Source organism: Streptomyces roseicoloratus (assembly GCF_004117935.1).
Classification (GTDB): domain Bacteria; phylum Actinomycetota; class Actinomycetes; order Streptomycetales; family Streptomycetaceae; genus Streptomyces; species Streptomyces roseicoloratus.
The window spans coordinates 1-23,523 of the sequence record NZ_SDOY01000094.1; the positions used below are offsets into that span (position 1 = coordinate 1).

Sequence of the window (23,523 nt, forward strand, 5' to 3'; positions counted from 1 at the left end):
GCGGGACGAATGCCCACACGGAGGTGTGCGGCACCCGCACCGCCCGTGCCAGGCGCGGGCACACCACGGAGGTGTGCGGCGCCCGCACCGCCCGTGCCAGGCGCGGGCTCACGCGGAGGTGTGCGGGACCCGCACCGCCCGTGCCAGGCACGGGCACACCACGGAGGTGGGCGGCATCCGCACCGCCCCATCAGGCGCGGGCACACCACGGAGGTGGGCGACACCCGCATTGACCCGCCAGGCGGGGGCACACACGGGGCGGGCGCGCCGCAAGCACCGCCCAGGAGGGCGCGGGCTCACGGAGGTGTGCGGGACCCGCGCCGACCCGCCAGGCGGGGGCACACACGGGGCGGGCGCGACGGCCGCACCGCCCAGAGGGGCGGGCGCGTCCCGGGTACGACCGAGGCGCCGCTCAGCAAGGCGCGCACCCGCGGGGAGGGTGGCGGCGCATCGCTTCAGCAGGGCGCGACCCGCAGGGAGGGGTGCCCTCCGGCGCGACCGCGGGCGGGTCGGGTCGGGTCAGTCCTGCTTCTTGCGGCGGGTGCCGAAGACGATCTCGTCCCAGCTCGGGACCGCCGCCCGCCGCCCCGGGCGCACGCCGTCCGCCTCGGCCTGGCGGTCCGTCGTGCCGATGAGGCGGTCACGGTGCCCCGAGACCGCGCGCGGCATGAGGACGTCCGCGTACGCGGAGCCGGCGCCCGCCGAGGCCGCCGGCGCGGGCGGCTCCTCCGCCTCGACCTCGTCGGAGGGCTCCGTGTCGGAGGGCTCGGGCACGACCATGTCGCCGCGGAAGCTCGGCACCGCCTCCAGGAGGCTCGTCAGCGAGTCGCGCTCCTCCTCCGGTTCGGGAGCCGGCGCGGGCGTCCGGTCCATCTGGCGGTCGAGGGCGCGGTCCAGCGGCCGGTCCCGGGGGAGCCGGGCGATCCGCGGGACGAAGGGGAAGCTCGGCTCCGGCACCGCGGCGAGCGTGTCGTCGGTCTCGCCGATCAGCGCCCGCGCCTCGTCGTCGACGGCCTGGACGAGCCGCCGGGGCGGGTCGTACGTCCAGCTCGCGGTGTGCACCTCGCCCGCGACGCGGTAGACGAGCAGCACCTCCCAGGTGCCGTCGTCGCGGCGCCACGAGTCCCACTGCACGGTGTCCTTCTCGGCGCCGCGCAGCAGCAGCCGCTCCCGCACCGCCTCGCCGAGCTGGGGGCCGGTGTTCTCGCCCGGCCGGCGCACGGGGGTCTTGCGGGCGCGTTCCGCCATGAACGCGCGCTCCGCGAGGACGGGACCCTCGAAGCGCCGCACCCGGTCGACGGGGATGCCGGCGAGCTGCGCGACCTCCTCGGCGGAGGCACCGGCACGTATCCGGGCCTGGATGTCGCGGGGGCGGAGGTGGCTCTCGACCTCGATCTCGATCTGGCCGAGCCGGGCACGGTCGTTGCGGACGGCGGCTCGCAGCCGCTCGTCGATCGGAAGTGTGTACTCCGTGTTGTCAGCAGCCTTCAGCACCAGTCGTGTGCCGTCGTTCGAGACGGCCACGACACGCAGTTCGGGCATGGGAACCTCCCGGGTGGTGCCTGCCGACGTCACGTGCGTCGCTGCTTCCGCTAGTCGAGTGTGGCCTGCCCGGGTGCAGCCTGCCACAACCCTGCCGAGTTGCCCGGCGTGTCGGGCCTGGACCCTGGAACGCCGTTATGGCACGGTTACCCGGTCGCGACGCAGAGTGACTGGGCGTCACGCTGTGTCGCGGGCTCCGTGCGGTGCCGTGGCGCCGCCGGTTCGAGTGCCACCTTCGGCCCCCTTCCGTCGTTTCCGGACACCCGTGAGGGAATCCGGACCCAGGGTTCGCCACAGTACTCCATTCGGGCCACCTGGGTGGACCGGCGCGCCGCCCAACTTCTCGGGTGGTTCGGGAGTTGAGTCTCCGCGATGCCCCCCTCGGCGTGTCCCTCTTCACAGAACCACCGGAAACGGAACCAATCCCTTCGCCCATTTGTCCCTTCTGGGTGCACGGTGGAACAGACGAACGCGCTGGGACGGACATGCCCGAAGAGACGAAGAAACGGTTCGACCTGAGCCTTCCTCAGGTCGCGGGCAGTGCGCTCGCGGCCGTCCTCGCCGCCAAGCTCGCCTCCACCCTCGGGGTCTACGGCACCATCCTCGGCGCCGGTGTGATCAGCGTCATCGCCACCTGCGGCGGCCCGCTCCTCCAGCACCTCTTCAAGCGCACCGGCGAGCAGATGCGCGGGGCCGGCACGGCCGACAGGCCGAAGCCGCGCCAGACCTCCGCGCCGTACGGCGACGAGTTCGGCGAGCCCAGCACGCACGGCACCCGCGTCCGTGGCCGGAAGCGTTCCGCCCTCGGCGCCGCCGTGGTCTTCGTGGTCGCGATGGGTGGCATCACCGCGTACGAGCTGACCTCCGGTCAGGACCTCGGCGGCGTCAAGGGCTCCACGACCTTCGGCTCCGCCGTCCGCGGCGAGGGCGGTGGCGGCGATGGCGGCGAGGGCGGGCAGCGGCCCGTGACGGGCGGCACGCCGTCCCCGGGGCCCGGCCGCGACCGGAAGGACGACCGGAGGGACGACCGGAAGGACGACCGGAGGGACGACCGGGAGGACGACCGGAACGGTGGCGGGACGGCCACACCGACGCCGACCCCGGACCGTACGTCCGGCCCGGCGACTCCGGCCCCGGAGCCGACGCCCTCGGCGTCGACCGAGCCCACGGGCGGCGGTTCGACCCCGCCCGCCACCCCGCCGGCGGCCCCGCCGACCGCCCAGGCCCCTACGGGCGACGGAGCCGAGTGACCCTCGGCCGGCAGGCGCGCGACCGGCCGCCGGCCCATCGGGGGCCGAGCCGAACGGCCGTCAGTCGCCCAGGACCCGGCGCAGGTAGTCGTTGCCGAAGCGCCGGTCCGGGTCGAGCCGGTCCCGCAGCGCCGTGAACTCGGCGAAGCGCGGATAGGCCTTCTCGAAGTAGGCGGCGTCCCTGGTGTGGACCTTGCCCCAGTGCGGACGCCCGCCGTGCGCGGTCATGATGCGCTCCACCGCGGTGAAGTAACCGCGGTGGGGCGTGCCCTTGTAGAGGTGCACGGCGATGTACGCGGACTCCCGGTCCGAGGCCGTGGACAGCGTGATGTCGTCCGCCGGCGCCGTACGCACCTCGACCGGGAAGCTCACCTTCAGCGGCGAGCGCTCGACCATCGCCTTCAGCTCGCGCAGCGCCGGCACGGCCGCCTCACGCGGCAGCGCGTACTCCATCTCCAGGAAGCGGACCCGGCGCGGCGAGGTGTAGACCTTGTACGGAATGTCCGTGTACGTACGGGCGGACAGCGCCCGGCTGGAGACCTTCGCGAGCGCCGGGATGGCCGGCGGCACGGCCCGCCCCAGCGAACACGCCAGCTGGAAGACGCCGTTGGACAGCAGCTCGTCCTCGACCCAGCCGCTCACCCGGCCCACCGGGGCCGCGGGGCCCGCGCTGCGGTTGTTGCGCTTGGTGTTGCAGTTGTCGGTGTGCGGGAACCAGTAGAACTCGAAGTGCTCGTTCTCCGCGTGCAGCGCGTCGAACTCCGACGTCACCCGGTCGAAGGACATCGGTTCCTCGCGCGCGGTGAGCAGGAACAGCGGTTCCACGGCGAAGGTGAGGGCAGTGATCACGCCGAGCGCGCCGAGGCCGATCCTGGCGGCGGCGAACACCTCGGGGTTCTCCGTCTTCGAGCAGGTCATCAGGCGGCCGTCCGCGGTGACCAGTTCGAGTGCGCGGATCTGGGCGGCGATGGAGGCCGAGTCACGGCCGGTGCCGTGCGTGCCGGTCGAGGTGGCCCCGGCGACCGTCTGCTCCATGATGTCGCCCATGTTCGTGAGCGACAGGCCCTCCCGGGCCAGCGCCACGTTGAGCCGCTTCAGCGGGGTGCCGGACTCGACGGTCACGGTCATCGCCTCGCGGTCGATCCGCCGGATGCCGGTGAGCAGGCCCGGCCGGACGAGCACGCCGTCGGTGGCGGCGATCGAGGTGAAGGAGTGACCGGTGCCGACCGTCTTCACCCGCAGACCGTCCTCGGCGGCCCGGCGCACCGCGTCGGCGAGCTCCTCGGCCGAGGCCGGGCTCACCTCCCGGACGGGGCGGGAGGTCACGTTCCCGGCCCAGTTACGCCACGTGCGGCTCGCCGTCCCGGTGTTCCCCCACTGCTGCGGCTGCATCGTCGACCTGCTCAAGCTGCCCCTCCCGCGTCGGCGCCGGCGTGCGCAGCCGGCGGTGGCCGAGGAGCGCCACGGCGACCGCGAGCGCGCCCGAGACGACGGGCACCACGTACGCCGCCTCCGCCCCGGACGCGTCGACCACCCAGCCGGCGGCCGCGGAGCCGAGCGCCACACCGATGGCGAGCCCGGTCCCTGTCCAGGTCATGCCCTCGGTCAGCTTGGTGCGCGGTACGTGCGCTTCGACGAGGGCCATGGTGGTCACCATCGTCGGCGCGATGGACAGGCCCGCGACAAAGAGCGCCACGGCCAGCAACGGCAGGTTCCCGGCCAGTAGGAGGGGGATCATACTCACGGCCATGGCGCACACGCCCACCAGCCAGCGGACCGACGGCCGGCCCTTGACCCGGACCAGCCCGAAGACCGCGCCGGCCAGGCCGGAGCCCAGGGCGTAGACGGCCAGAACCAGACTTGCCGCCGACTTGTTGCCCTGCTCCTCGGCGAAGGCGACGGTGACGACGTCCACCGAACCGAAGATGGCGCCGGTGGCGACGAAGGCGAGCGCCAGGACCTGGAGGCCCGGGGAGCGCAGCGCCGAGCCGCCCGAGTCGGCCGCGCGCGGGTGGGGGACCGGCTCGGTGGCGCGCTGCGAGGTCAGCCAGAAGACGCCGATGGCGAGGAAGACGCCGGCGAGCAGCGGACCGGCCTCGGGGAACCAGGTGGTCGACAGGCCGATCGAGAGGATTGGTCCGAAGATGAAGCACACCTCGTCGACGATCGACTCCCACGAGTACGCGGTGTGCAGCCGCTGCGCCTCGCCCTGGTAGATGTCCGCCCAGCGGGCGCGGGTCATCGCGCCGAGGCTCGGTACGGTGCCGACGCCCGCCGTGAACACGAAGAAGGTCCAGTCCGGGGCCCCGAGCTTCACGCACAGCAGCAGTCCGGTCGCCGCGGCGAGCGAGAACAGCGTCGCCGGGCGCAGCACCCGCCGCTGACCGTGGCGGTCGACGAGCCGGGAGATCTGCGGGCCGAGCACGGCGGCCGACATGGCCAGCGCGGCGGACAGCGCGCCCGCGAGCCCGTAACGCCCGGTGACCTGCGAGATCATGGTCACGATGCCGATGCCCATCATGGACAGGGGCATCCTGCCGATGAACCCGGCGAGCGAGAAGGATCTGGTTCCGGGGGCCGCGAAGATCGCGCGATAGGGACTGGGCAAGGGGATCTCCGGGCTCGGGCGGGGCGCGCCAACCGCACGCGTCCGCACCGTCCGCGCGGGCACGTGTAATTAATAGCTAAAGCCTACGGTGTTGAACTGGTTCGGTCACTCACTTTTTCCGGCCGGGGCCCTGCCGGAGCGAGCGCGACCCGCCCGGCCCGCCCCGTCCCTTCGGCCGGGCCGAGCCCTCGGCCGTCAGTGCCGGGTGGGAGGATCGGTGCCATGTCCGACGAGCTCGATCCCGCCCCGTACGACGCCCTGCTGCTGCTCTCCTTCGGCGGCCCGGAGGGCCCGGACGACGTGGTCCCGTTCCTGGAGAACGTGACCCGCGGCCGCGGCATCCCCAAGGAACGGCTGAAAGAGGTGGGGCAGCACTACTTCCTCTTCGGCGGCGTCAGCCCCATCAACGGCCAGAACCGCGCCCTGCTCGACGCCCTGCGCGCGGACTTCGCCGAGGCAGGCCTCGACCTGCCGGTCTACTGGGGCAACCGGAACTGGGCGCCGTACCTGACCGACACCCTGCGCGAGATGGTCACCGACGGCCGCCGCCACATCGCCGTCCTCGCCACCAGCGCCTACGCCTCCTACTCCGGCTGCCGCCAGTACCGCGAGAACCTGGCGGACTCCCTCGCCCAGCTGGAGGCGGAGGGACTGCCGCTGCCCCGCGTCGACAAGCTGCGGCACTACTTCAACCACCCCGGTTTCGTCCGCCCCATGGCCGAGGGCGTCCTCGCCTCGCTCGCCGAGCTCGACGAGTCCGTACGCGCCGAGGCCCACCTCGCCTTCACCACCCACTCCATCCCCGACTCCGCCGCCGACACCTCCGGCCCCGTCTCCGACCACGGCGAGGGCGGCGCCTACGTCCGGCAGCACCTCGACGTGGCCCGGCTGGTCGTCGACGCCGTCCGCGAGGAGACCGGCGTCGAGCACCCCTGGCAGCTCGTCTACCAGTCCCGCAGCGGCGCCCCGCACATCCCGTGGCTGGAGCCCGACATCTGCGACCACCTGGAGGAGCTGCACGCCGCCGGGGCGCCGGCCGCCGTGATGGTCCCCATCGGCTTCGTCTCCGACCACATGGAGGTCCTGTACGACCTCGACACCGAGGCCACCGCCAAGGCGGCCGAGCTGGGACTCCCGGTGCGCCGCTCGGCGACCGTCGGCGCCGACCCCCGGTTCGCCGCGGCCGTGCGCGAGCTCGTCCTGGAGCGTGCCGCGACCGAGCGCGGACAGCGCGTCGAGCGCTGCGCCCTCGGCGCCCTCGGCCCGTCCCACGACCTGTGCCCGATCGGGTGCTGCCCCGCCCGCACCGAGCGTCCGGCGGCGGCCGGCGCCGACAGCCCGTACGCGTAAGGAGCCCCCGGCGTGACCGACACCCCGCTGTCCGAGCTGCTCGGCCTGGCCCTGGAGGCCGGGCGCAGGGCCGGTGCCCTGCTGCGCGACGGGCGCCCGGACGACCTGACCGTCGCCAAGACCAAGACCAGCGCCGTCGACGTCGTCACCGAGATGGACATCGCCGCCGAGAAGCTGATCACCGGCTTCCTCTCCGAGCACCGCCCGCAGGACGGCTTCCTCGGTGAGGAGGGCGCCGCCAGCCCCGGCACCAGCGGGATCCGCTGGGTCGTCGACCCGCTGGACGGCACCGTGAACTACCTCTACGGCCTGCCGACCTGGGCGGTCTCCATCGCCGCCGAGCGGGACGGCGAGACCGTCGTCGGCGTCGTCGAGGTGCCGCTGCGCGGCGAGACCTTCCACGCCGTCCTCGGCGGCGGCGCGTGGCTCGGCGAGCGGCGCCTGGCCGTCCGGCCCTCGCCGGCGCTCGACGAGGCCCTGGTCGCCACCGGCTTCGGCTACCTCCGCGACCGCCGGGCCCACCAGGCGGAGATCGTCCGGCAGCTCCTGCCGCGCGTCCGCGACATCCGCCGCGGCGGCTCGGCCGCCATCGACCTCTGCGACGTCGCCGCGGGCCGCGCCGACGCGTACTACGAGCGCGGCCTCAACCCCTGGGACCTCGCCGCCGGCGACCTCGTCGCCCGTGAGGCGGGCGCCCTGACCGGCGGCCGCCCCGGCGAGCCGGCCTCGGGGGAGCTGGCCCTGGCGGCCTCACCAGGCCTGTTCGGCGTCCTCCAGGAGTTCCTGGAGGACTCGGGGGCCTGGCACGACGGACAGCGGGCCTGAGTGTGCCCGAGAGGCCTTCCCGGGCACCGGGCACACGAGGGCGGGCCCCGGAATCGACCGATTCCGGGGCCCGCCCTCGTGTGTGGGGTCAGGCGCTGGCGGCGCCGACCTCCACGCCGTGCTCGGCCGCCAGGCGGCGCAGGTCGTCGAGCTCGGCCTGCTCGACCTCCGCGAGGAAGTCGTCGCCCGCCTCGCGAGCGCGCGTGAGGTCGGACTGCGTGGTCCTGATGCGGTGCAGCAGGCCTGCGGTGAAAGCGTCCATCGTGCGCCCCCTCGTCGTGGGTCGGTGGCACGGGGAGTGCCGGGGGTGGGTGGATCACACACCGCTACCTCTGGGGGACAGAGAGCAGTAGGTGGCGTGTCACCTACAGGGCGTGATCGCGGGGTGTGCAGTCGTCCTCCCCAGCCCTATCCTCAGAGAAACCTCAACTGGCCCGTGATTCAGGTGCATTCTCCGGGCCCCTGTGCCGTTCGTCGCCGGCTGCCGGTGCCGCCGCGCCCGCGCGCCGCCCCCTGCGCAGTCGCCTTACAGCCGGTTTACGCGCGTTCGGGGCAGGATGGACACGCACAGTCAGTGCGCAGAAACCGCCCCGTCCGCGTGCAGGATCAGGGCCCAGGAAAGGACTTACGGACGTGCGCGTACTCGTCGTCGAGGACGAGCAGCTTCTCGCGGACGCGGTGGCCACCGGCCTGCGCCGCGAGGCCATGGCGGTCGACGTCGTCTACGACGGAGCCGCGGCACTGGAGCGCGTAGGGGTCAACGACTACGACGTCGTGGTGCTCGACCGCGACCTCCCCCTGGTCCACGGCGACGACGTCTGCCGCAAGATCGTCGAGCTCGGCATGCCGACCCGGATCCTGATGCTCACCGCCTCCGGCGACGTCAGCGACCGCGTCGAGGGCCTGGAGCTCGGCGCGGACGACTACCTGCCGAAGCCCTTCGCCTTCAGCGAGCTCACCGCCCGCGTCCGGGCCCTGGGCCGCCGCACCAGCGTCCCGCTCCCGCCGGTCCTGGAGCGCGCCGGCATCAAGCTCGACCCGAACCGCCGCGAGGTCTTCCGCGACGGCAAGGAGGTCCAGCTGGCCCCGAAGGAGTTCGCGGTCCTCGAGGTCCTCATGCGCAGCGAGGGCGCGGTCGTCTCGGCCGAGCAGCTCCTGGAGAAGGCCTGGGACGAGAACACGGACCCGTTCACCAACGTCGTGCGCGTCACGGTCATGACCCTGCGCCGCAAGCTCGGCGAGCCCCCGGTGATCGTCACCGTACCGGGCTCGGGATACCGGATCTGAGCCGATGCCCCCGTCGCCGACCCTCCTGCACACACCACCCAAGCCGACCTGGGACCCCCGGGACCCGGTCAGGCCCCTGCTGCGTCCGACCATCCGGATACGGCTCACGCTCCTCTACGGCGGGATGTTCCTGATCGCCGGGATCATCCTGCTGGCGATCATCTACCTCTTCACGGCCCAGGCCGTCCGGGACACCACCGCGGAACTGCCCTTCAAGGTGGTCAGCGGCACGGTCACCGCGACCACCGACTGGTGCGAGCTGCCCGACAAGTCCACCGGAGAGCAGCTCAACAACGCCGTCTCGATGTGTCTGCGGCACCAGAGCGACCTGGCCCTGGACGACCTGCTGCGCCGCTCCCTGTTCGCCCTCCTCGGCCTGAGCATCATCGCCTTCGCCTTCGGCTACGCGATGGCCGGCCGGGTGCTGTCCCCGCTCGGCCGGATCACCCGTACCGCCCGCCAGGTGGCCGGCACGGACCTGTCCCGGCGGATCGAGCTGGACGGGCCGGACGACGAGCTCAAGGAGCTGGCCGACACCTTCGACGAGATGCTGGAGCGCCTGGAGCGGGCCTTCAGCGCCCAGCAGCGCTTCGTCGCCAACGCCTCGCACGAGCTGCGCACCCCGCTCGCGATCAACCGCACGCTCCTGGAGGTCCAGCTCTCCGACCCGGCGGCGCCGGTGGAGCTCCAGCAGCTCGGAAAGACCCTGCTCGCGACCAACGAGCGCAGCGAGCAGCTGGTCGAGGGCCTGCTGCTGCTCGCCCGCAGCGACAACGAGATCGTCGAGCGCAAGCCGGTCGACCTGGCCGAGGTCGCCTCGCGGGCCATGGACCAGGCGCGCGCCGAGGCCGACGCCAAGGGCGTGGAGTTCCGCGGCGAGCGCGGACCCGCCGTGGTCCAGGGCAACGGCGTGCTGCTGGAGCGGATCGCCCTGAACCTGGTGCAGAACGCCGTGCGGTACAACGTGCCGGAGGACGGCTGGGTGGAGGTCGCCACCTCGACGCAGAACGGTTTCGCGGTCCTGGAGGTGTCCAACACGGGACCGGTCGTCCCGGCATACGAGATCGACAACCTTTTCGAGCCATTCCGGCGGCTCCGTCAGGAGCGCACCGGGAGCGACAAGGGCGTCGGCCTCGGCCTGTCGATCGCCCGCTCCGTCGCGCGGGCCCACGGCGGCCGTATCATCGCCGAGCCGCGCGAGGGCGGCGGCCTCGTGATGCGTGTCACTCTCCCGATCTGACACACTGGCCGAGCCGACCGGTTTTGTTCGCTTTGCGCGGAATTTCCGGTTCTGATTCCTGAGACGGTCCTGTGTGATCGATCACAGGAATGAGTGTCCGGTCCTCCACTCTCCGTGATCGTGAATTCCCTCGGAAAACCCGGAAAAGTCCGGGTTTCCGGGGGTCCGGATGACGGGAAGTACACGGGGTGGCGCCCGTGAGGGAGGGCTCCCGGACCGTGTACGGTCCGCTTCGCCACCCAAAGCCGGTCACTCGTGAGAGGGCGGATTGGGTGTCGATTGAGTAACAGACCTTGATGTGAGGCAAAATCTCCGCCTCGGGTCGGGCACAAGTCCGGCCTCTCACGCGTTACGTGCGCTGGAGACACCGCAAACCACCCAGAGGGGGAGAGCGACATGGCAACGGATTACGACACCCCACGCAAGACCGACGACGACGTCGACTCGGACAGCCTTGAGGAACTGAAGGCCCGCCGGAACGACAAGTCGACCTCGACCGTCGACGTCGACGAGTTCGAGGCCGCCGAGGGCCTGGAGCTCCCGGGCGCCGACCTCTCGAACGAGGAGCTGGCCGTCCGGGTCCTGCCCAAGCAGGCCGACGAGTTCACCTGCATGAGCTGCTTCCTCGTGCACCACCGCAGCCAGCTGGCTCGGGAGAAGAACGGTCAGCCGATCTGCCGCGACTGCGACTGAGATCGAGTGACCGTGGCAGGCGACACACCGTCTCGGAAGCGGCGGCTCCGGCTCCCTGGGAGGCCGGAGGCGTACCAGGGCGGCTCGGGCTCGGCAGAGGGCGTCACGGACGCCTCCTCCGCCGTGCACTCCGCCCCCCTGCCCACACCTGGCGCACGTGACGACGGGCGAGGCCCCGCGGCCTCGCTCGAAGCAGCGGACGCCCCCTACCGGGCCGACGGCAGGCCGGCCCCGGACCACCTGCCCGTCCCCGGCCACCAGGACGGCACCGAGGACACCCTCGACCCCACCTCCGGCGAAGACGCCGGCGGCGAGGCCACCGGCAGGACCGCCGGAAGCGGCGTCCTGCGACGCGTCGCCAACCCCGCACGCGTCCGGCTCGACCGCATCAAACTCGACAGCGCCCGCATCGAAGCCGTACGGCGCGGAGTGAAGCGCGGCGGCCAGGGCGCCAAGGCGGGCATCGGCTACCTCGCGGACCGCGTCATCGAGATCGCCCCGCGCGTGCCCGTACGCGACCTGCCGACCCTGCGCAGACAGTTCCCCGGCCTCGGGCCGGAACAGATCGCCGACAAGCTGATCGCCGGCGCGGCCAACGCCAGCGCCACCGTCGGCGCGGGCATCGGCGCCGCCGCCATGCTGCCCGTGCCGCCCGCCATGCCCGCCGAGCTGGCCGCGGAGATCACCGGCGTCGCCGCCATCGAGCTCAAGCTCATCGCCGAGCTGCACGAGCTCTACGGCCTGCGGCCCCCCGGCACGCTCCCTCAGCGCTCGGCCGCCTACCTCACCGCCTGGGCGGAGGAGCGGGGCATCGACCCCACCAAGCCCACCACCGTCAACGCGGCACTGGGCGGCCAGCTCAAGCGCGAACTGCGCCAGCAGATCATGAAGCGCATGGTGCGCAACCTGCCCAACCTCACCCCGTTCATGGTGGGCGCGGCCGTCGGCGCCGTCATGAACCGGCGCGACACGAAGAAGCTCGCCGGGCACATCCGCAAGGACCTGCGCGCCCGCCAGATCCCCTGGGACGCCCTCCCGGCACTGCCGCCGCTGGAGCAGCCGGAGAACCCCAAGGAGATCGACTTCTAGGCCATCGTGGGCCGGAAGCTCGGGCAGAACGGACGCTGGCCTCAGGAAAGCCCCGAGCGCTCCCGCAGGCCCCGCCGGAGTCCCGGCGCGCACGAGGGTGACTCAGGCTGCCGAAGCCCCGTTCCGGGCCGCCTCCAGGGCCGCTGCCAGCCCCTCCGGGTCCCGGGTCGACACGTACACGTACGGCGTCGGGTCCTCCGGATCCGTCACCTCGATCCGTACGGCCGTCGGCACGTAGCTGCGCATCAGCATGAACGCCCGCGGATCGGCCTTGTACGTACGCCAGGCGCGCGCCTCCTCGGCGTCCAGCGCCTCGGGCGCTCCCAGCGCCGACGCCGGAATCCTGGCGTCACCGGCGACCAGCGATCCGGCCACCACGCGCACGCGGGCCGAGCCGTACGAGGAGACGCCCACCGCGGCGAGCGCCGCCGCCGTGATCAGACCGCCGAGCGTCGGCACCGTACCCAGCGGGAACATCACCAGAGCGCCGGACAACCCGAGGAGACCCGCGATCAGCCACCAGGAACGGGGCGCGGTCAGACGCTCGTCGAAGGCCGGCGCGGTCGGGGGCACGGAAGACTGCTGCATGCCCCAAGCTTGGCACGGCGCGACCCGCGCCCGGCCGCGCGGGTAAGGTCTGCGCCTGTGACTGGAACATCTGCCGCTCTCACCCCGCCGGCCGACGCCATAGCGCCGGTTCGCCACCCCGACGCGCCCGCCCCCGGCGAGCTGCTCGGTGCGCACTACGAGTACTGCTTCGGGTGCGGCGGCGGGCAGCCCCACGGGCTGCACCTGGAGGCGCGCGCGGGCGAGGGCGTGACGGTCACCGCGGAGTTCACCGTGACCCCCGACCACCAGGGCGCGCCCGGTCTCGCGCACGGCGGCGTGCTCGCCACCGCGCTCGACGAGACCCTCGGCTCCCTCAACTGGCTGCTGCGGGTCATCGCCGTGACCGGCCGCCTGGAGACCGACTACGCCAGGCCCGTGCCGGTCGGCACCGTGCTCCACCTCCAGGCCGAGGTCACCGCCGTGCACGGCCGCAAGATCTACTCGACCGCCGTCGGCCGGATCGGCGGGCCCGAGGGCCCCGTCGCCGTCCGCGCCGACGCCCTCTTCATCGAGGTCAAGGTCGACCACTTCATCGACAACGGTCGCCCGGAGGAGATCCAGGCCGCCATGTCCGACCCCGACCAGGTCAGGCGCGCCCGCGCCTTCGAGGTGAACCCCTGATGCGCAATCCCGTCGACGTACTCATCCGCCGCGTGGACCCGGAGGTGCCGATCCCCGCGTACGGCCACCCCGGCGACGCCGGCGCCGACCTCGTGACCACCGAGGCCGCCGAGCTCGCCCCGGGGGAGCGGGCCGTGCTGCCCACCGGGGTCTCCATCGCGCTGCCCGACGGCTACGCCGCCTTCGTGCACCCGCGCTCCGGCCTCGCGGCCCGGTGCGGAGTCGCGCTCGTGAATGCCCCGGGGACGGTCGATGCCGGGTACCGTGGAGAGATCAAGGTGATCGTGGTCAATCTCGACCCGCGCGAGAGCGTGAGGTTCGAACGGTTCGACCGGATCGCCCAGCTCGTCGTCCAGCAGGTCGAGAAGGTGCGCTTCCACGAGGTCGCGGAGCTTCCCGGCTCCGCGCGGGCCGAGGGGGGCTTCGGGTCCACCGGCGGTCATGCCGCCGTGGACGGCACTACGGGTGGGAATCGATACGCTTCGGTCGTATCCGACCGGGAAGGACAGTGACGTGTTCGGACGTCGCAAGAAGAGCGGTGCCGATGACGCCGCGGGCCAGGCCGAGCAGGTCGTCGACGCGGCGAACCCCGAGGACGGGGCGGACGAGGCCGACGCCGCCGCGGGGCAGCGCCGGGTGAACCTTCCGCCGGCGCCCCGGCCCGACGGTCCGTGGGACATCTCCGAGGTCGGCAAGCCCGAAGAGGGCCGCGTGGACCTCGGCGGCATGTTCGTGCCCGGCGTCGAGGGCATGGAGCTGCGGGTGGAGGTGGCCGGCGACGCGATCGTCGCGGCCACCGTCGTGCTGCGCGACAGCGCCGTCCAGCTGCAGGCCTTCGCCGCGCCCAAGAAGGAAGGCATCTGGGGCGAGGTCCGCGAGGAGATCGCGACCGGCATCACCCAGCAGGGCGGCGTGATCGACGAGATCGAGGGTCCGCTGGGCTGGGAGCTGCGCGCCCAGGTGCCCGTCCAGCTCCCTGACGGCAACCGCGGCGTCCAGCTGGTGCGCTTCGTCGGTGTCGACGGCCCCCGCTGGTTCCTGCGCGGCGTGATCTCCGGCCAGGGCGCGGTGCAGCCCGAGGCCGCTGGTCTGCTGGAGCAGATCGTCCGGGACACCGTGGTCGTCCGCGGCGAAGGCCCGATGGCCCCGCGCGACCCGATCGTCCTCAAGCTGCCGAACGACGCCCAGATGGTGCCGGACGGCGTGCAGCAGGAGGACCAGGGCGGCTCCCGCTTCTCGGGCGGCATGGGCCAGCTCCAGCGCGGTCCGGAGATCTCCGAGATCCGCTGACGCCGCGCGACCGGCATGTGACCAGAGCCTGGTGGCCGCTCCTCGCAGGGGAGCGGCCACCGGGCTTTCGGCTGTCCACAGCCTCGCTCGGCGACCGCCGCGGCTCCCCGTCCGGGTTATCCACAGGCCTGGCACCGCCCGCCGCCCTGTGCCCATACTGACGGCGCACACGTTCGAACCAGGGGGGTATCACGGTGACTGAGAGCAACGCGCGTCCCGGCACGGCCGTCGTCGACGACCCGGCCGGCGCGCCCATGGTCCGGGTCGAGAACCTGCGCCGCTCGTACGGGACGGGGGCGGCCGCCGTGCACGCCTTGCGCGGCGTGTCCTTCGACATCCCACGCGGTGAGCTGGTCGCGCTGAAGGGCCGCTCGGGCTCCGGCAAGACCACGCTGCTCAACCTCGTGGGCGGCCTCGACACCGCCGACGGGGGCCGCGTCGTCATCGACGGCACCGACCTCGCCCAGCTCGGCGAGGAGGGCCTGCTGGAGCTGCGCCGGGACCGGATCGGATTCATCTTCCAGTCCTTCGGGCTCATACCGATCCTGACCGCCGCGGAGAACGTCGGCGTGCCGATGCGGCTGCGCGAGGCCGACCCCAAGGAGCGCGAGGAGCGGGTCGCCCTGCTGCTCTCCCTCGTCGGTCTCGCCGACCACGCCGCCCAGCGCCCCGGAGAGCTCTCCGGCGGACAGCAGCAGCGGGTCGCCATCGCCCGCGCCCTCGCCAACCGGCCCGCGCTGCTGATCGCCGACGAGCCGACCGGACAGCTGGACGCCGAGACCGGTGTCGCGGTCATGGAGCTGCTGCGGGCGGTGGTGCGCAGCGAGGGGTGCACGGCCCTGGTCGCCACCCACGACTCCCAGCTCCTCGGCCTCGCCGACCGGGTCCTGGAGCTGCGCGACGGCGAGATCATCGAGCAGGGAGGGGAGCCCGCCGAGCACTGAGAGCACGCCCTCGGGCACGGCGGGGGAGCGGGATCCTCGTAGGCGGGGAGGCCGCGGCCCCCGGCGCCCGGGGCACCGCGGCACCCTGGCACCGCGGCACCCTGGCACCTGCGGCACCCCGGCGTCCGCGGCACCCCGGCACCCGGGGCACCCCGGCACCTGCGGTACGCCGTCACCGGATCAGGCGCGCGCTACCGCTTCGAACACTGACTCAGGTGGCGGTCCGGACCTGGGCCGGGGTGTCGTCCGGGCCCGCTCCCGAGCCCGCCCCCGAGCCCTGCCCGGGCCGGGCTCGGCGGGGGCGGCGGCCGGTACGCTTTGAGGTATGAGTGCAGCACCGCGTACAGAGAAGCCCGCCGGACGCTTCCGCCGCATGCTCGACCGCCTTTCCACCTCCCAGGAGGAGCTGGAGTCGGAGGAGCTCCAGGAGGACTCCGCGGCTTCGGGGTGCACGCGTATCTCGGACTGTTCCGACCGCGAGATAGTCAAGGTGACTGGTACGTTGCGCACGGTCACCCTGCGCCCCCGGGCGGGCGTGCCCGCGCTGGAGGCCGAGCTGTTCGACGGCACGGCGCCGCTGGACGTCGTCTGGCTGGGCCGCCGCTCCATCGTGGGCATAGAACCGGGCCGCAAACTGATCGCCTCCGGCCGCATATCCATGAGCCACGGCCGGCGGGTCCTCTTCAACCCCAAATACGAGCTCCGACCGCTCGGACAGGAGTAGCCGGTGACGTCAGTCGACAAGCCGACCACCGACCACGGCGCCGAGACCGGCCCGCGCACCACGCCCGACCAGGGCGCGCGGACCGACAAGGCGGTGACCGAGGCCGCCCTGTTCGAGGCCTTCGGCGGAGTACGCGGCATGGTGGAGACGGTCCTGCCGGGACTGCTCTTCGTCACGATCTACACGATCAACAAGAACCTGCACTTCTCGGCGATCGCCGCGCTCGGGGTCTCGCTCGTCCTCGTCGCCGTCCGGCTGATCCGCCGCGACACCGTCAAGCACGCCTTCAGCGGGGTCTTCGGCGTCGCGTTCGGCGTCGTCTTCGCGATGATCACCGGCAACGCCAAGGACTTCTACCTGCCGGGCATGCTGTACACGCTCGGCCTCGGCCTCGCGTACATCCTCACGACCCTGGCCGGAGTGCCGCTGATCGGGCTGATCCTCGGACCGGTCTTCAAGGAGAACCTGTCCTGGCGCACCCGTAACCCGGGCCGCAAGAAGGCCTACGCGAAGGCCAGCTGGGCCTGGGGCCTGATCCTCCTCGCCAAGTGCGCGATCCTCTTCCCGCTGTACTGGTGGGCCGACACCACCCAGCTCGGCTGGGTCCTCGTCGCCCTGAAGATCCCGCCGTTCCTGCTGGCGGTCTACCTGACCTGGATGTTCCTCGCCAAGGCGCCGCCGCCGATCGACGTGTTCGCGGAGATGGAGGCCGAGGAGCAGGCCGAGAAGGCCCGCAAGGCGGCGGCCGAGAGCGGCCGCGTGGAGCCGTAGCCGCCCCGCCGCCGCGGCATGCGGTCGGTTCGCTCCCGTAAGAGCGGACCCGTAAGAGCGGACCGCCCGTGGGCGCACCGCTATGAGCGCACCGCCCGCGGGCGCGGCTCCGGCCGGCTCCCGGGCCGGCGCCCCGCCCGTACCGCCGCCTCGCCCGCGCCTCCGTACGCCGAAGGGGCCCGGGACCTGTCGTGGGTCCCGGGCCCCTTCCGCGTACCGCGCGCGCTCAGGACTCGTTGGTCTCCCGGCGGACCGAGAGCAGGTCCTCCAGCTGTTCCTCGCGCGCCTGGGTGGCCACGAACAGCAGCTCGTCGCCGGCCTCCAGAGTCTCCTCCGGGCTCGGGGTGAGGACCCGGGAGCCGCGGATGATGGTGACCAGGGACGTGTCCTGCGGCCAGGCGACGTCGCCGACCTGCGTGCCCGCGATCGCCGACTCCGGCGGCAGCGTCAGCTCCACCAGATTGGCGTCGCCGTGGCTGAAGCGCAGCAGCCGGACCAGGTCGCCGACGCTCACCGCCTCCTCGACCAGGGCCGACATCAGGCGCGGCGTCGAGACGGCGACGTCGACGCCCCACGCCTCGTTGAACAACCACTCGTTCTTCGGGTTGTTGACCCGGGCGACCACGCGCGGCACGCCGTACTCGGTCTTGGCGAGCAGCGAGACGACCAGGTTCACCTTGTCGTCGCCGGTCGCCGCGATGACCACGTTGCAGCGCTGCAGCGCGGCCTCGTCCAGCGAGGTGATCTCGCACGCGTCGGCGAGCAGCCACTCCGCCTGCGGCACCCGCTCCACCGAGATGGCGGTGGGTGCCTTGTCGATGAGGAGGACCTCGTGACCGTTCTCCAGGAGTTCGCCCGCGATGGAACGGCCCACCGCGCCGGCGCCGGCAATAGCGACACGCATCAGTGACCGCCCTCCTCGGGACCCTCGGCGAAGGCCTCCTCGACCTTGGCGATCTCGTCCGTCCGCATCATCACGTGAACGAGGTCGCCCTCCTGCAGCACCGTCTGAGAGGTCGGCAGAATCGCTTCGCCCAGTCGGGTGAGGAACGCCACACGCACACCCGTCTCCTCCTGGAGGCGGCTGACCTTGTGGCCGATCCACGCCGGAGAGGTGTGCACCTCGGCGAGCTGCACCCCGCCGCTCGGGTCACGCCACAGCGGCTCCGCGCCCGAGGGCAGCAGCCGGCGCAGCATCTGGTCGGCGGTCCAGCGGACCGTGGCGACCGTCGGGATGCCCAGCCGCTGGTAGACCTCGGCGCGCCGCGGGTCGTAGATCCGGGCGGCGACGTTCTCGATGCCGAACATCTCGCGCGCGACCCGCGCGGCGATGATGTTCGAGTTGTCGCCGCTGCTCACCGCGGCGAAGGCGCCCGCCTCCTCGATGCCCGCCTCACGGAGCGTGTCCTGGTCGAAGCCCACACCGGTGACCCGGCGGCCGCCGAAGCCCGAGCCCAGGCGGCGGAAGGCGGTGGGGTCCTGGTCGACGACCGCGACGGTGTGCCCCTGCTGTTCGAGGGTCTGCGCGAGAGCGGCTCCCACTCGCCCGCAGCCCATGATGACGATGTGCACGTCCCCTTACCCCGCACTCCTGATCGTCTTACTGACCTGCGAATACACCCTGTTCACAACTTTCCCGGCCCGTTTCGCCCGGGCCGTGGCGGACACGCACCGACGTGCTGTCCGGTCCGAGCTTATGCGGCAACCCTGACGCCGACCCAGCCGAGGTGGCGATCAGCGCAGCGGGCCCGGCGGAGGGGCGCATTCGGGTCACGGGTGGGAGATTCGGTGCGGGATCGGGGTGATGGTCGGCATGGCCAGTTTCGAACGCTTACGATCCTCTGTTGTGTCCAAACTGACCGACGTGCCCAAACGGATCCTCATCGGACGGGCCCTGCGCAGCGACAAGCTCGGCGAGACCCTTCTCCCCAAGCGGATCGCCCTCCCCGTCTTCGCCTCCGATCCGCTGTCCTCGGTGGCCTACGCACCGGGCGAGGTGCTGCTCGTCCTCTCCGTCGCGGGCCTGTCGGCTTATCACTTCAGCCCGTGGATCGCCCTCGCCGTCGTCGTGCTGATGTTCACGGTCGTCGCCTCGTACCGGCAGAACGTGCACGCGTACCCGAGCGGCGGTGGCGACTACGAGGTCGCCACGACCAACCTGGGACCCAAGGCCGGGCTGACCGTCGCGAGCGCCCTGCTCGTCGACTACGTCCTCACCGTCGCGGTCTCGATCTCCTCGGGCATCGAGAACCTCGGCTCCGCCGTCCCGTTCGTCGTCGAACACAAGGTGGCCTCGGCCATCGCCGTGATCGTGCTGCTGACGCTCATGAACCTGCGCGGCGTGAAGGAGTCCGGCGGCCTCTTCGCCATCCCCACGTACGTCTTCGTCTTCGGCGTCTTCGTCATGATCATCTGGGGTGCCTGGCGCGGCATCGTCCTCGACGAGACCATGGCGGCCCCGACCGCCGACTTCGAGATCAAGCCCGAACACCAGGGCCTGGCCGGATTCGCCCTGCTCTTCCTGCTCCTGCGCGCCTTCTCCTCCGGCTGCGCGGCGCTCACCGGCGTCGAGGCCATCTCCAACGGCGTGCCCGCCTTCCGCAAGCCCAAGGCGAAGAACGCGGCCACCACGCTGGCGCTCATGGGCGGCCTCGCCGTCGTCATGTTCTGCGGCATCATCTTCCTGGCCATGGCCACCGACGTCCGCATGGCCGAGAAGCCGGCCCAGGACCTGCTGCACAACGGGGTGCCGGTCGGCCCCGGCTACGTGCAGGACCCGGTCATCTCACAGGTCGCCGCCGCCGTCTTCGGCGAGAACACCTTCTTCTTCGTGCTGCTGGCCGCGGCCACCGCGCTCGTCCTCTTCCTGGCCGCGAACACCGCGTACAACGGCTTCCCGCTGCTCGGCTCGATCCTCGCCCAGGACCGCTACCTGCCCCGCCAGCTGCACACCCGCGGTGACCGCCTCGCCTTCTCCAACGGCATCGTGCTGCTCGCCGGCGCGGCCGCGCTGCTCGTCTGGATCTACGGGGCCGACTCGACCCGGCTGATCCAGCTCTACATCGTCGGCGTCTTCGTCTCCTTCACGCTCAGCCAGATCGGCATGGTCCGGCACTGGAACCGGCACCTGAGGACGGAGCGGGTCCAGGCCAAGCGCCGCCACATGATCCGCTCCCGCGCGATCAACGCCTTCGGCGCCTTCTTCACCGGCCTCGTCCTGGTCGTCGTCCTCGCCACCAAGTTCACCCACGGCGCCTGGGTCGCCCTGCTCGGCATGGTGATCTTCTTCGTGACGATGACCGCGATCCGACGGCACTACGACTCCGTCGCCGCGGAGATCGCCGCCGCCGAGGAGCGCCCCGACGAGTACGTACGACCCTCCCGGGTCCGCTCCGTCGTCCTCGTCTCCAAACTCCACAAGCCCACCCTGCGCGCCCTCGCGTACGCCAAGCTGCTGCACGCCAGCGAGCTGGAGGCGCTCACCGTCAACGTCGACCCGGCCGAGACGAAGGCGCTCAAGGAGGAGTGGGAGCGGCGCGGCATCAACGTGCCGCTGAAGATCCTCGACTCGCCGTACCGCGAGATCACCCGGCCGGTCATCGAGTACGTGAAGAACCTCCGTCAGGAGAGCCCGCGCGACGCCGTCTCCATCTACATCCCCGAGTACGTCGTCGGCCACTGGTACGAGCACCTGCTGCACAACCAGAGCGCCCTGCGCCTGAAGGGCCGCCTGCTCTTCACGCCGGGCGTCATGGTGACCTCGGTCCCGTACCAGCTCCAGTCCTCCGAGGCGGCGAAGCTGCGGGCGCGCAAGCGCCAGGAGTGGAACGCCCCGGGCTCGGTGCGCCGTGGCCCGGTGGAGAAGGGCCAGCGGGAATCGGCCGGGAAGAACGGTTAGACTGGTGGGCTGCTGTCACCGGCAGCCCGCTTGTCTTCGCTCTTCCTCCCCCTTCTCCCCTGGAGCCTCCGATCATGCAGAACACCCCTGTCGCGTCGCTGGTCGGGGAGGAGTACGAGGTCGAGGTCGGCCCCGTGGCCCACGGCGGCCACTGCATCGCCCGCACCGAGGAGGGCCGGGTCCTCTTCGTCCGCCACGCGCTGCCGGGCGAGCGGGTCCGGGCCCGGGTCACCGAGGGCGAGGAGACCTCCCGCTTCCTGCGCGCCGACGCCGTCGAGGTGCTGGAGGCCTCCAAGGACCGCATCGAGGCGCCGTGTCCGTTCGCGGGCCCCGGCAAGTGCGGCGGCTGCGACTGGCAGCACGCCAAGCCGGGCGCCCAGCGCCGCCTCAAGGGCGAGGTCATCGCCGAGCAGCTGAAGCGGCTCGCGGGCCTGACGCCGGAGGAGGCCGGCTGGGACGGCACCGTCGTCCCGGCGGAGGGCGACAAGCTGCCGGCGGGCGAGGTCCCGCAGTGGCGGACCCGCGTCCAGTACGCGGTCGACGCCGAGGGCCACGCCGGCCTGCGGCGCCACCGTTCGCACGAGGTCGAGGTCATCGACCACTGCATGATCGCCGCCGAGGGCGTCTCGGAACTCGGCATCGAGAAGCGCACCTGGGAGGGCATGGCGTCGATCGAGGCGATCGCCGCGACCGGCTCCCAGGACCGCCAGGTGATCCTCACCCCGCGCCCGGGCGCCCGCCTCCCCATCGTCGAACTCGACAAGCCGGTCTCGGTCCTGCGCGTCGGCGAGAAGGACGGCGGCGTCCACCGCGTCCACGGCCGCCCCTTCGTCCGCGAGCGCGCCGACGACCGCACCTACCGCGTCGGCAACGGCGGCTTCTGGCAGGTCCACCCGAAGGCGGCCCAGACCCTGGTCCTCGCCGTGATGCAGGGCCTGCTCCCGCGCAAGGGTGAGATGGCCCTCGACCTCTACTGCGGCGTCGGCCTCTTCGCGGGCGCCCTCGCCGACCGCCTCGGCGAGACGGGCGCGGTCCTCGGCATCGAGTCGGGCAAGCGCGCGGTGGAGGACGCCCGCCACAACCTGGCCGACTACCCGCGCGTCCGCATCGAGCAGGGCAAGGTGGAGTCGGTCCTCCCGCGCACCGGCATCACGGACGTCGACCTCATCGTCCTCGACCCGCCCCGCGCCGGCGCCGGCCGCGACACCGTCCGCCACCTCGCCGCCCTCGGCGCCCGCCGCATCGCCTACGTGGCCTGCGACCCGGCGGCCCTGGCCCGCGACCTGGCGTACTTCAGGGAGGGCGGCTACCGGGTACGGACGTTGAGGGTGTTCGACTTGTTCCCGATGACGCATCATGTGGAGTGCGTGGCGATCCTGGAGCCTGCTGAAAAGGGCCGCTGACCTGCGGCTTTGCCGAGTGTGCGTTATGTGCGTTACGTGCGTTACGGGCGATATCTTGACGCATATCTGACGCACGTGACGCACGTTTGACGCACGGACGGCACGGCTTCTGACGGGTCGTCATGCGCACTTGGCGACCACCGGGTGGAGCCCTCGGCTGTGGGGCGGTAGGCATCTTGAGCCGGCTGATGCACTGGGCTGCGGAACTGTTACTGAGGTTGAACTCGTGGTGTCGTGCTGCTGATCAGGCGGGCCTGATGACCAGACCGGTCTCGGCGAGGCAGCCGTCTATGAGGTGGCTGCGGTACTGGATGTGCCGTAGGCCGCGTCGGATGCGTTGGACGAGGTGTTCGGGGGTACTGAAGGCGACGTTGGAGAGCCAGCCGCGCCGTAGCAGTGACCAGATCCCTTCGACGGGGTTGAGGTCGGGTGCGTAAGGCGGCAGGTAGTGGATGGTCAGCCAGTCCTGGGCTGCCGCCCATTCCCGCAGGTCGGCGGCTTTGTGGACGTTGAGGTTGTCCCAGACGAGCACGATCGGGCCGCCGAGCTGCTGGTGGGCGGCGATCAGCAGGTCTCGGTAGTCGCGCCAGGAGAAGCTCTTGCGTCCGTCGCGTCGGCCGTCGTCCCGGCGGGGCCGGTAGATCAGCCGGGACCGGTGCCCGGGTTTGTAGCAGGTCAGCGCGGCGATCGATACTCGTCTACGGGACCGGCCGCGGACCCGCACCACCGGGGTCCGGCCGCGCTGGGACCAGGTCTTCGCATGCGGCGGCGTCATGGAGAATCCGGCTTCGTCCTCGAAGACGAGCCAGGCTCCGCGCGCCGCCGCGAGTCTTCCGCGCAGGGCCACACCTCCTTGACCCATCCGGCCACCGCCGCGTCGTCCCGCTCCATCGCGCGTCGGGCCGGCACCTGACAGGACCAGCCGTTACGCACCAGCAGCTTGCGCACACCCTGAATCGTGTAGGTCAGGTGGAAACGCCTGCCGATCACCGTCTTGACCCGCGCCAGCGTCCACCGCTGGTCCTCCCAGCCATGCGAGGCTGGCCCCTTGGCAAGCTCCGCCTCCAGCTGAGCGAACTGCTTCTCGCTTAGCCTCGGCAGCGACGCCGGCCCCTGCGACCGCAGAGCCCGCGGACCGCCCTCATCCCACGTCCGCCGCCACCGCTGCACAGAGCGGACGCTGACCCGCAGGTCCTTGGCGATCACCGCACTCGCCTCGCCCTGGGCGAACCGCTCTGCGGCCTTGAGCCGTAACCCCTCGCGGAACTGCTGCCGTTCGGCGGTCAGCCCGCCCCCTTGTGGATACCGCATGCCTCCGGTGATACCGCAGCAGACGACCAGCCGTCAGCCCCTGCGACACCACGAGTTCAGCCTCAGTA

General features: G+C 72.1%; 23 protein-coding genes. 15 read left to right on the forward strand and 8 right to left on the reverse strand.

Annotated elements, in window-relative coordinates; translation table 11 throughout:
- Window positions 1-519 precede the first annotated feature (519 nt).
- Window positions 520-1,575: a septation protein SepH gene (gene sepH / locus ESG85_RS09925; protein ID WP_128977699.1), complete on the reverse strand. Its 1,056-nt coding sequence runs from the start codon at window positions 1,573-1,575 to the stop codon at window positions 520-522.
- A gap of 452 nt (window positions 1,576-2,027) precedes the next feature.
- On the opposite strand from sepH, the gene ESG85_RS09930 reads away from it, so the two are divergent.
- Window positions 2,028-2,792: a hypothetical protein gene (locus tag ESG85_RS09930; RefSeq protein ID WP_246094911.1), complete on the forward strand. Its 765-nt coding sequence runs from the start codon at window positions 2,028-2,030 to the stop codon at window positions 2,790-2,792.
- A 60-nt stretch (window positions 2,793-2,852) separates the two neighbouring features.
- Here ESG85_RS09930 and ESG85_RS09935 read toward each other — a convergent pair whose 3' ends face one another.
- Window positions 2,853-4,184 (reverse strand): D-arabinono-1,4-lactone oxidase, encoded by a 1,332-nt coding sequence (locus tag ESG85_RS09935; RefSeq protein ID WP_128977700.1) that lies wholly within the window; start codon window positions 4,182-4,184, stop codon window positions 2,853-2,855.
- Window positions 4,132-5,400 carry an MFS transporter gene (locus tag ESG85_RS09940; RefSeq protein WP_128977701.1) on the reverse strand — a complete coding sequence of 423 codons (1,269 nt, stop codon included), beginning with the start codon at window positions 5,398-5,400 and terminating at the stop codon, window positions 4,132-4,134. Before ESG85_RS09940 ends, ESG85_RS09935 begins: the two co-directional genes overlap by 53 nt.
- 222 nt (window positions 5,401-5,622) lie before the next feature.
- On the opposite strand from ESG85_RS09940, the gene ESG85_RS09945 reads away from it, so the two are divergent.
- Both ESG85_RS09945 and ESG85_RS09950 read left to right on the forward strand, forming a co-directional pair.
- Window positions 5,623-6,750 (forward strand): ferrochelatase, encoded by a 1,128-nt coding sequence (locus tag ESG85_RS09945; RefSeq protein ID WP_128977702.1) that lies wholly within the window; start codon window positions 5,623-5,625, stop codon window positions 6,748-6,750.
- Window positions 6,751-6,762: 12 nt separating this feature from the next.
- On the forward strand, window positions 6,763-7,575 hold the full coding sequence (locus ESG85_RS09950; protein ID WP_128977703.1) for an inositol monophosphatase family protein: 813 nt from the start codon (window positions 6,763-6,765) through the stop codon (window positions 7,573-7,575).
- An 88-nt stretch (window positions 7,576-7,663) separates the two neighbouring features.
- Here the strand turns inward: ESG85_RS09950 and ESG85_RS34920 are convergent, their stop codons facing one another.
- A complete protein-coding gene (locus ESG85_RS34920) occupies window positions 7,664-7,837 on the reverse strand; it encodes a hypothetical protein (protein ID WP_164986211.1) in 174 nt (57 codons plus the stop codon).
- 371 nt (window positions 7,838-8,208) lie between these two features.
- Here ESG85_RS34920 and ESG85_RS09955 point away from each other — a divergent pair, with 371 nt between their 5' ends.
- The 4 genes from ESG85_RS09955 (at window position 8,209) to ESG85_RS09970 (ending at window position 11,884) form a co-directional block, all read left to right on the forward strand.
- Complete coding sequence (locus ESG85_RS09955) at window positions 8,209-8,862, forward strand: response regulator transcription factor (RefSeq protein WP_128977704.1); 654 nt, start codon at window positions 8,209-8,211, stop codon at window positions 8,860-8,862.
- A 4-nt stretch (window positions 8,863-8,866) separates the two neighbouring features.
- The gene (locus ESG85_RS09960) at window positions 8,867-10,102 is read left to right on the forward strand and encodes a sensor histidine kinase (protein ID WP_128977705.1); all 1,236 of its coding nucleotides are present in this window, start codon (window positions 8,867-8,869) and stop codon (window positions 10,100-10,102) included.
- A 396-nt stretch (window positions 10,103-10,498) separates the two neighbouring features.
- A complete protein-coding gene (locus ESG85_RS09965; protein WP_003955561.1) occupies window positions 10,499-10,795 on the forward strand; it encodes a DUF4193 domain-containing protein in 297 nt (98 codons plus the stop codon).
- A gap of 12 nt (window positions 10,796-10,807) precedes the next feature.
- Window positions 10,808-11,884, forward strand: coding sequence for a hypothetical protein (locus tag ESG85_RS09970; RefSeq protein ID WP_128977706.1), 1,077 nt, complete (start codon window positions 10,808-10,810; stop codon window positions 11,882-11,884).
- A 102-nt stretch (window positions 11,885-11,986) separates the two neighbouring features.
- Here the strand turns inward: ESG85_RS09970 and ESG85_RS09975 are convergent, their stop codons facing one another.
- Entirely contained in the window at window positions 11,987-12,472 is a 486-nt protein-coding gene (locus tag ESG85_RS09975; protein WP_181019002.1) for a DUF3093 domain-containing protein, read from the reverse strand.
- 57 nt (window positions 12,473-12,529) lie between these two features.
- Between ESG85_RS09975 and ESG85_RS09980 the strand changes: the two genes are divergently transcribed.
- The 6 genes from ESG85_RS09980 (at window position 12,530) to ESG85_RS10005 (ending at window position 16,843) form a co-directional block, all read left to right on the forward strand.
- Window positions 12,530-13,114, forward strand: a complete 585-nt coding sequence (locus ESG85_RS09980; RefSeq protein ID WP_128977707.1) for a PaaI family thioesterase — start codon at window positions 12,530-12,532, stop codon at window positions 13,112-13,114.
- Window positions 13,114-13,626 carry a dUTP diphosphatase gene (gene dut, locus ESG85_RS09985; RefSeq protein ID WP_128977708.1) on the forward strand — a complete coding sequence of 171 codons (513 nt, stop codon included), beginning with the start codon at window positions 13,114-13,116 and terminating at the stop codon, window positions 13,624-13,626. The genes ESG85_RS09980 and dut overlap by 1 nt, the downstream gene beginning before the upstream one ends.
- A gap of 1 nt (window position 13,627) precedes the next feature.
- Entirely contained in the window at window positions 13,628-14,404 is a 777-nt protein-coding gene (locus tag ESG85_RS09990; protein WP_128977709.1) for a DUF3710 domain-containing protein, read from the forward strand.
- Window positions 14,405-14,658: 254 nt separating this feature from the next.
- Window positions 14,659-15,348, forward strand: a complete 690-nt coding sequence (locus ESG85_RS09995; RefSeq protein ID WP_128977718.1) for an ABC transporter ATP-binding protein — start codon at window positions 14,659-14,661, stop codon at window positions 15,346-15,348.
- 325 nt (window positions 15,349-15,673) lie between these two features.
- The gene (locus ESG85_RS10000) at window positions 15,674-16,072 is read left to right on the forward strand and encodes an OB-fold nucleic acid binding domain-containing protein (protein ID WP_128977710.1); all 399 of its coding nucleotides are present in this window, start codon (window positions 15,674-15,676) and stop codon (window positions 16,070-16,072) included.
- A 3-nt stretch (window positions 16,073-16,075) separates the two neighbouring features.
- Complete coding sequence (locus tag ESG85_RS10005) at window positions 16,076-16,843, forward strand: DUF3159 domain-containing protein (protein WP_128977711.1); 768 nt, start codon at window positions 16,076-16,078, stop codon at window positions 16,841-16,843.
- Window positions 16,844-17,069: 226 nt separating this feature from the next.
- Here ESG85_RS10005 and ESG85_RS10010 read toward each other — a convergent pair whose 3' ends face one another.
- Window positions 17,070-17,747, reverse strand: a complete 678-nt coding sequence (locus tag ESG85_RS10010; protein WP_128977712.1) for a potassium channel family protein — start codon at window positions 17,745-17,747, stop codon at window positions 17,070-17,072.
- On the reverse strand, window positions 17,747-18,415 hold the full coding sequence (locus tag ESG85_RS10015; protein WP_017237685.1) for a potassium channel family protein: 669 nt from the start codon (window positions 18,413-18,415) through the stop codon (window positions 17,747-17,749). Before ESG85_RS10015 ends, ESG85_RS10010 begins: the two co-directional genes overlap by 1 nt.
- Before the next feature lie 274 nt (window positions 18,416-18,689).
- On the opposite strand from ESG85_RS10015, the gene ESG85_RS10020 reads away from it, so the two are divergent.
- Together ESG85_RS10020 and ESG85_RS10025 are read left to right on the forward strand one after the other, a co-directional pair.
- Window positions 18,690-20,741 carry an APC family permease gene (locus ESG85_RS10020; RefSeq protein ID WP_128977713.1) on the forward strand — a complete coding sequence of 684 codons (2,052 nt, stop codon included), beginning with the start codon at window positions 18,690-18,692 and terminating at the stop codon, window positions 20,739-20,741.
- Between the two features lie 74 nt (window positions 20,742-20,815).
- Window positions 20,816-22,144, forward strand: a complete 1,329-nt coding sequence (locus ESG85_RS10025; protein ID WP_128977714.1) for a class I SAM-dependent RNA methyltransferase — start codon at window positions 20,816-20,818, stop codon at window positions 22,142-22,144.
- Window positions 22,145-22,388: 244 nt separating this feature from the next.
- On the opposite strand, the gene ESG85_RS36890 is transcribed toward ESG85_RS10025, so the two are convergent.
- Window positions 22,389-23,455, reverse strand: a protein-coding gene (locus ESG85_RS36890; RefSeq protein WP_425471196.1) for an IS630 family transposase whose coding sequence is annotated in 2 segments (ribosomal slippage) — window positions 22,389-23,009 and window positions 23,012-23,455 — 1,065 coding nt in all. Because the reading frame shifts where the segments join, the coding sequence is not laid out codon by codon here.
- Window positions 23,456-23,523: the final 68 nt, after the last annotated feature.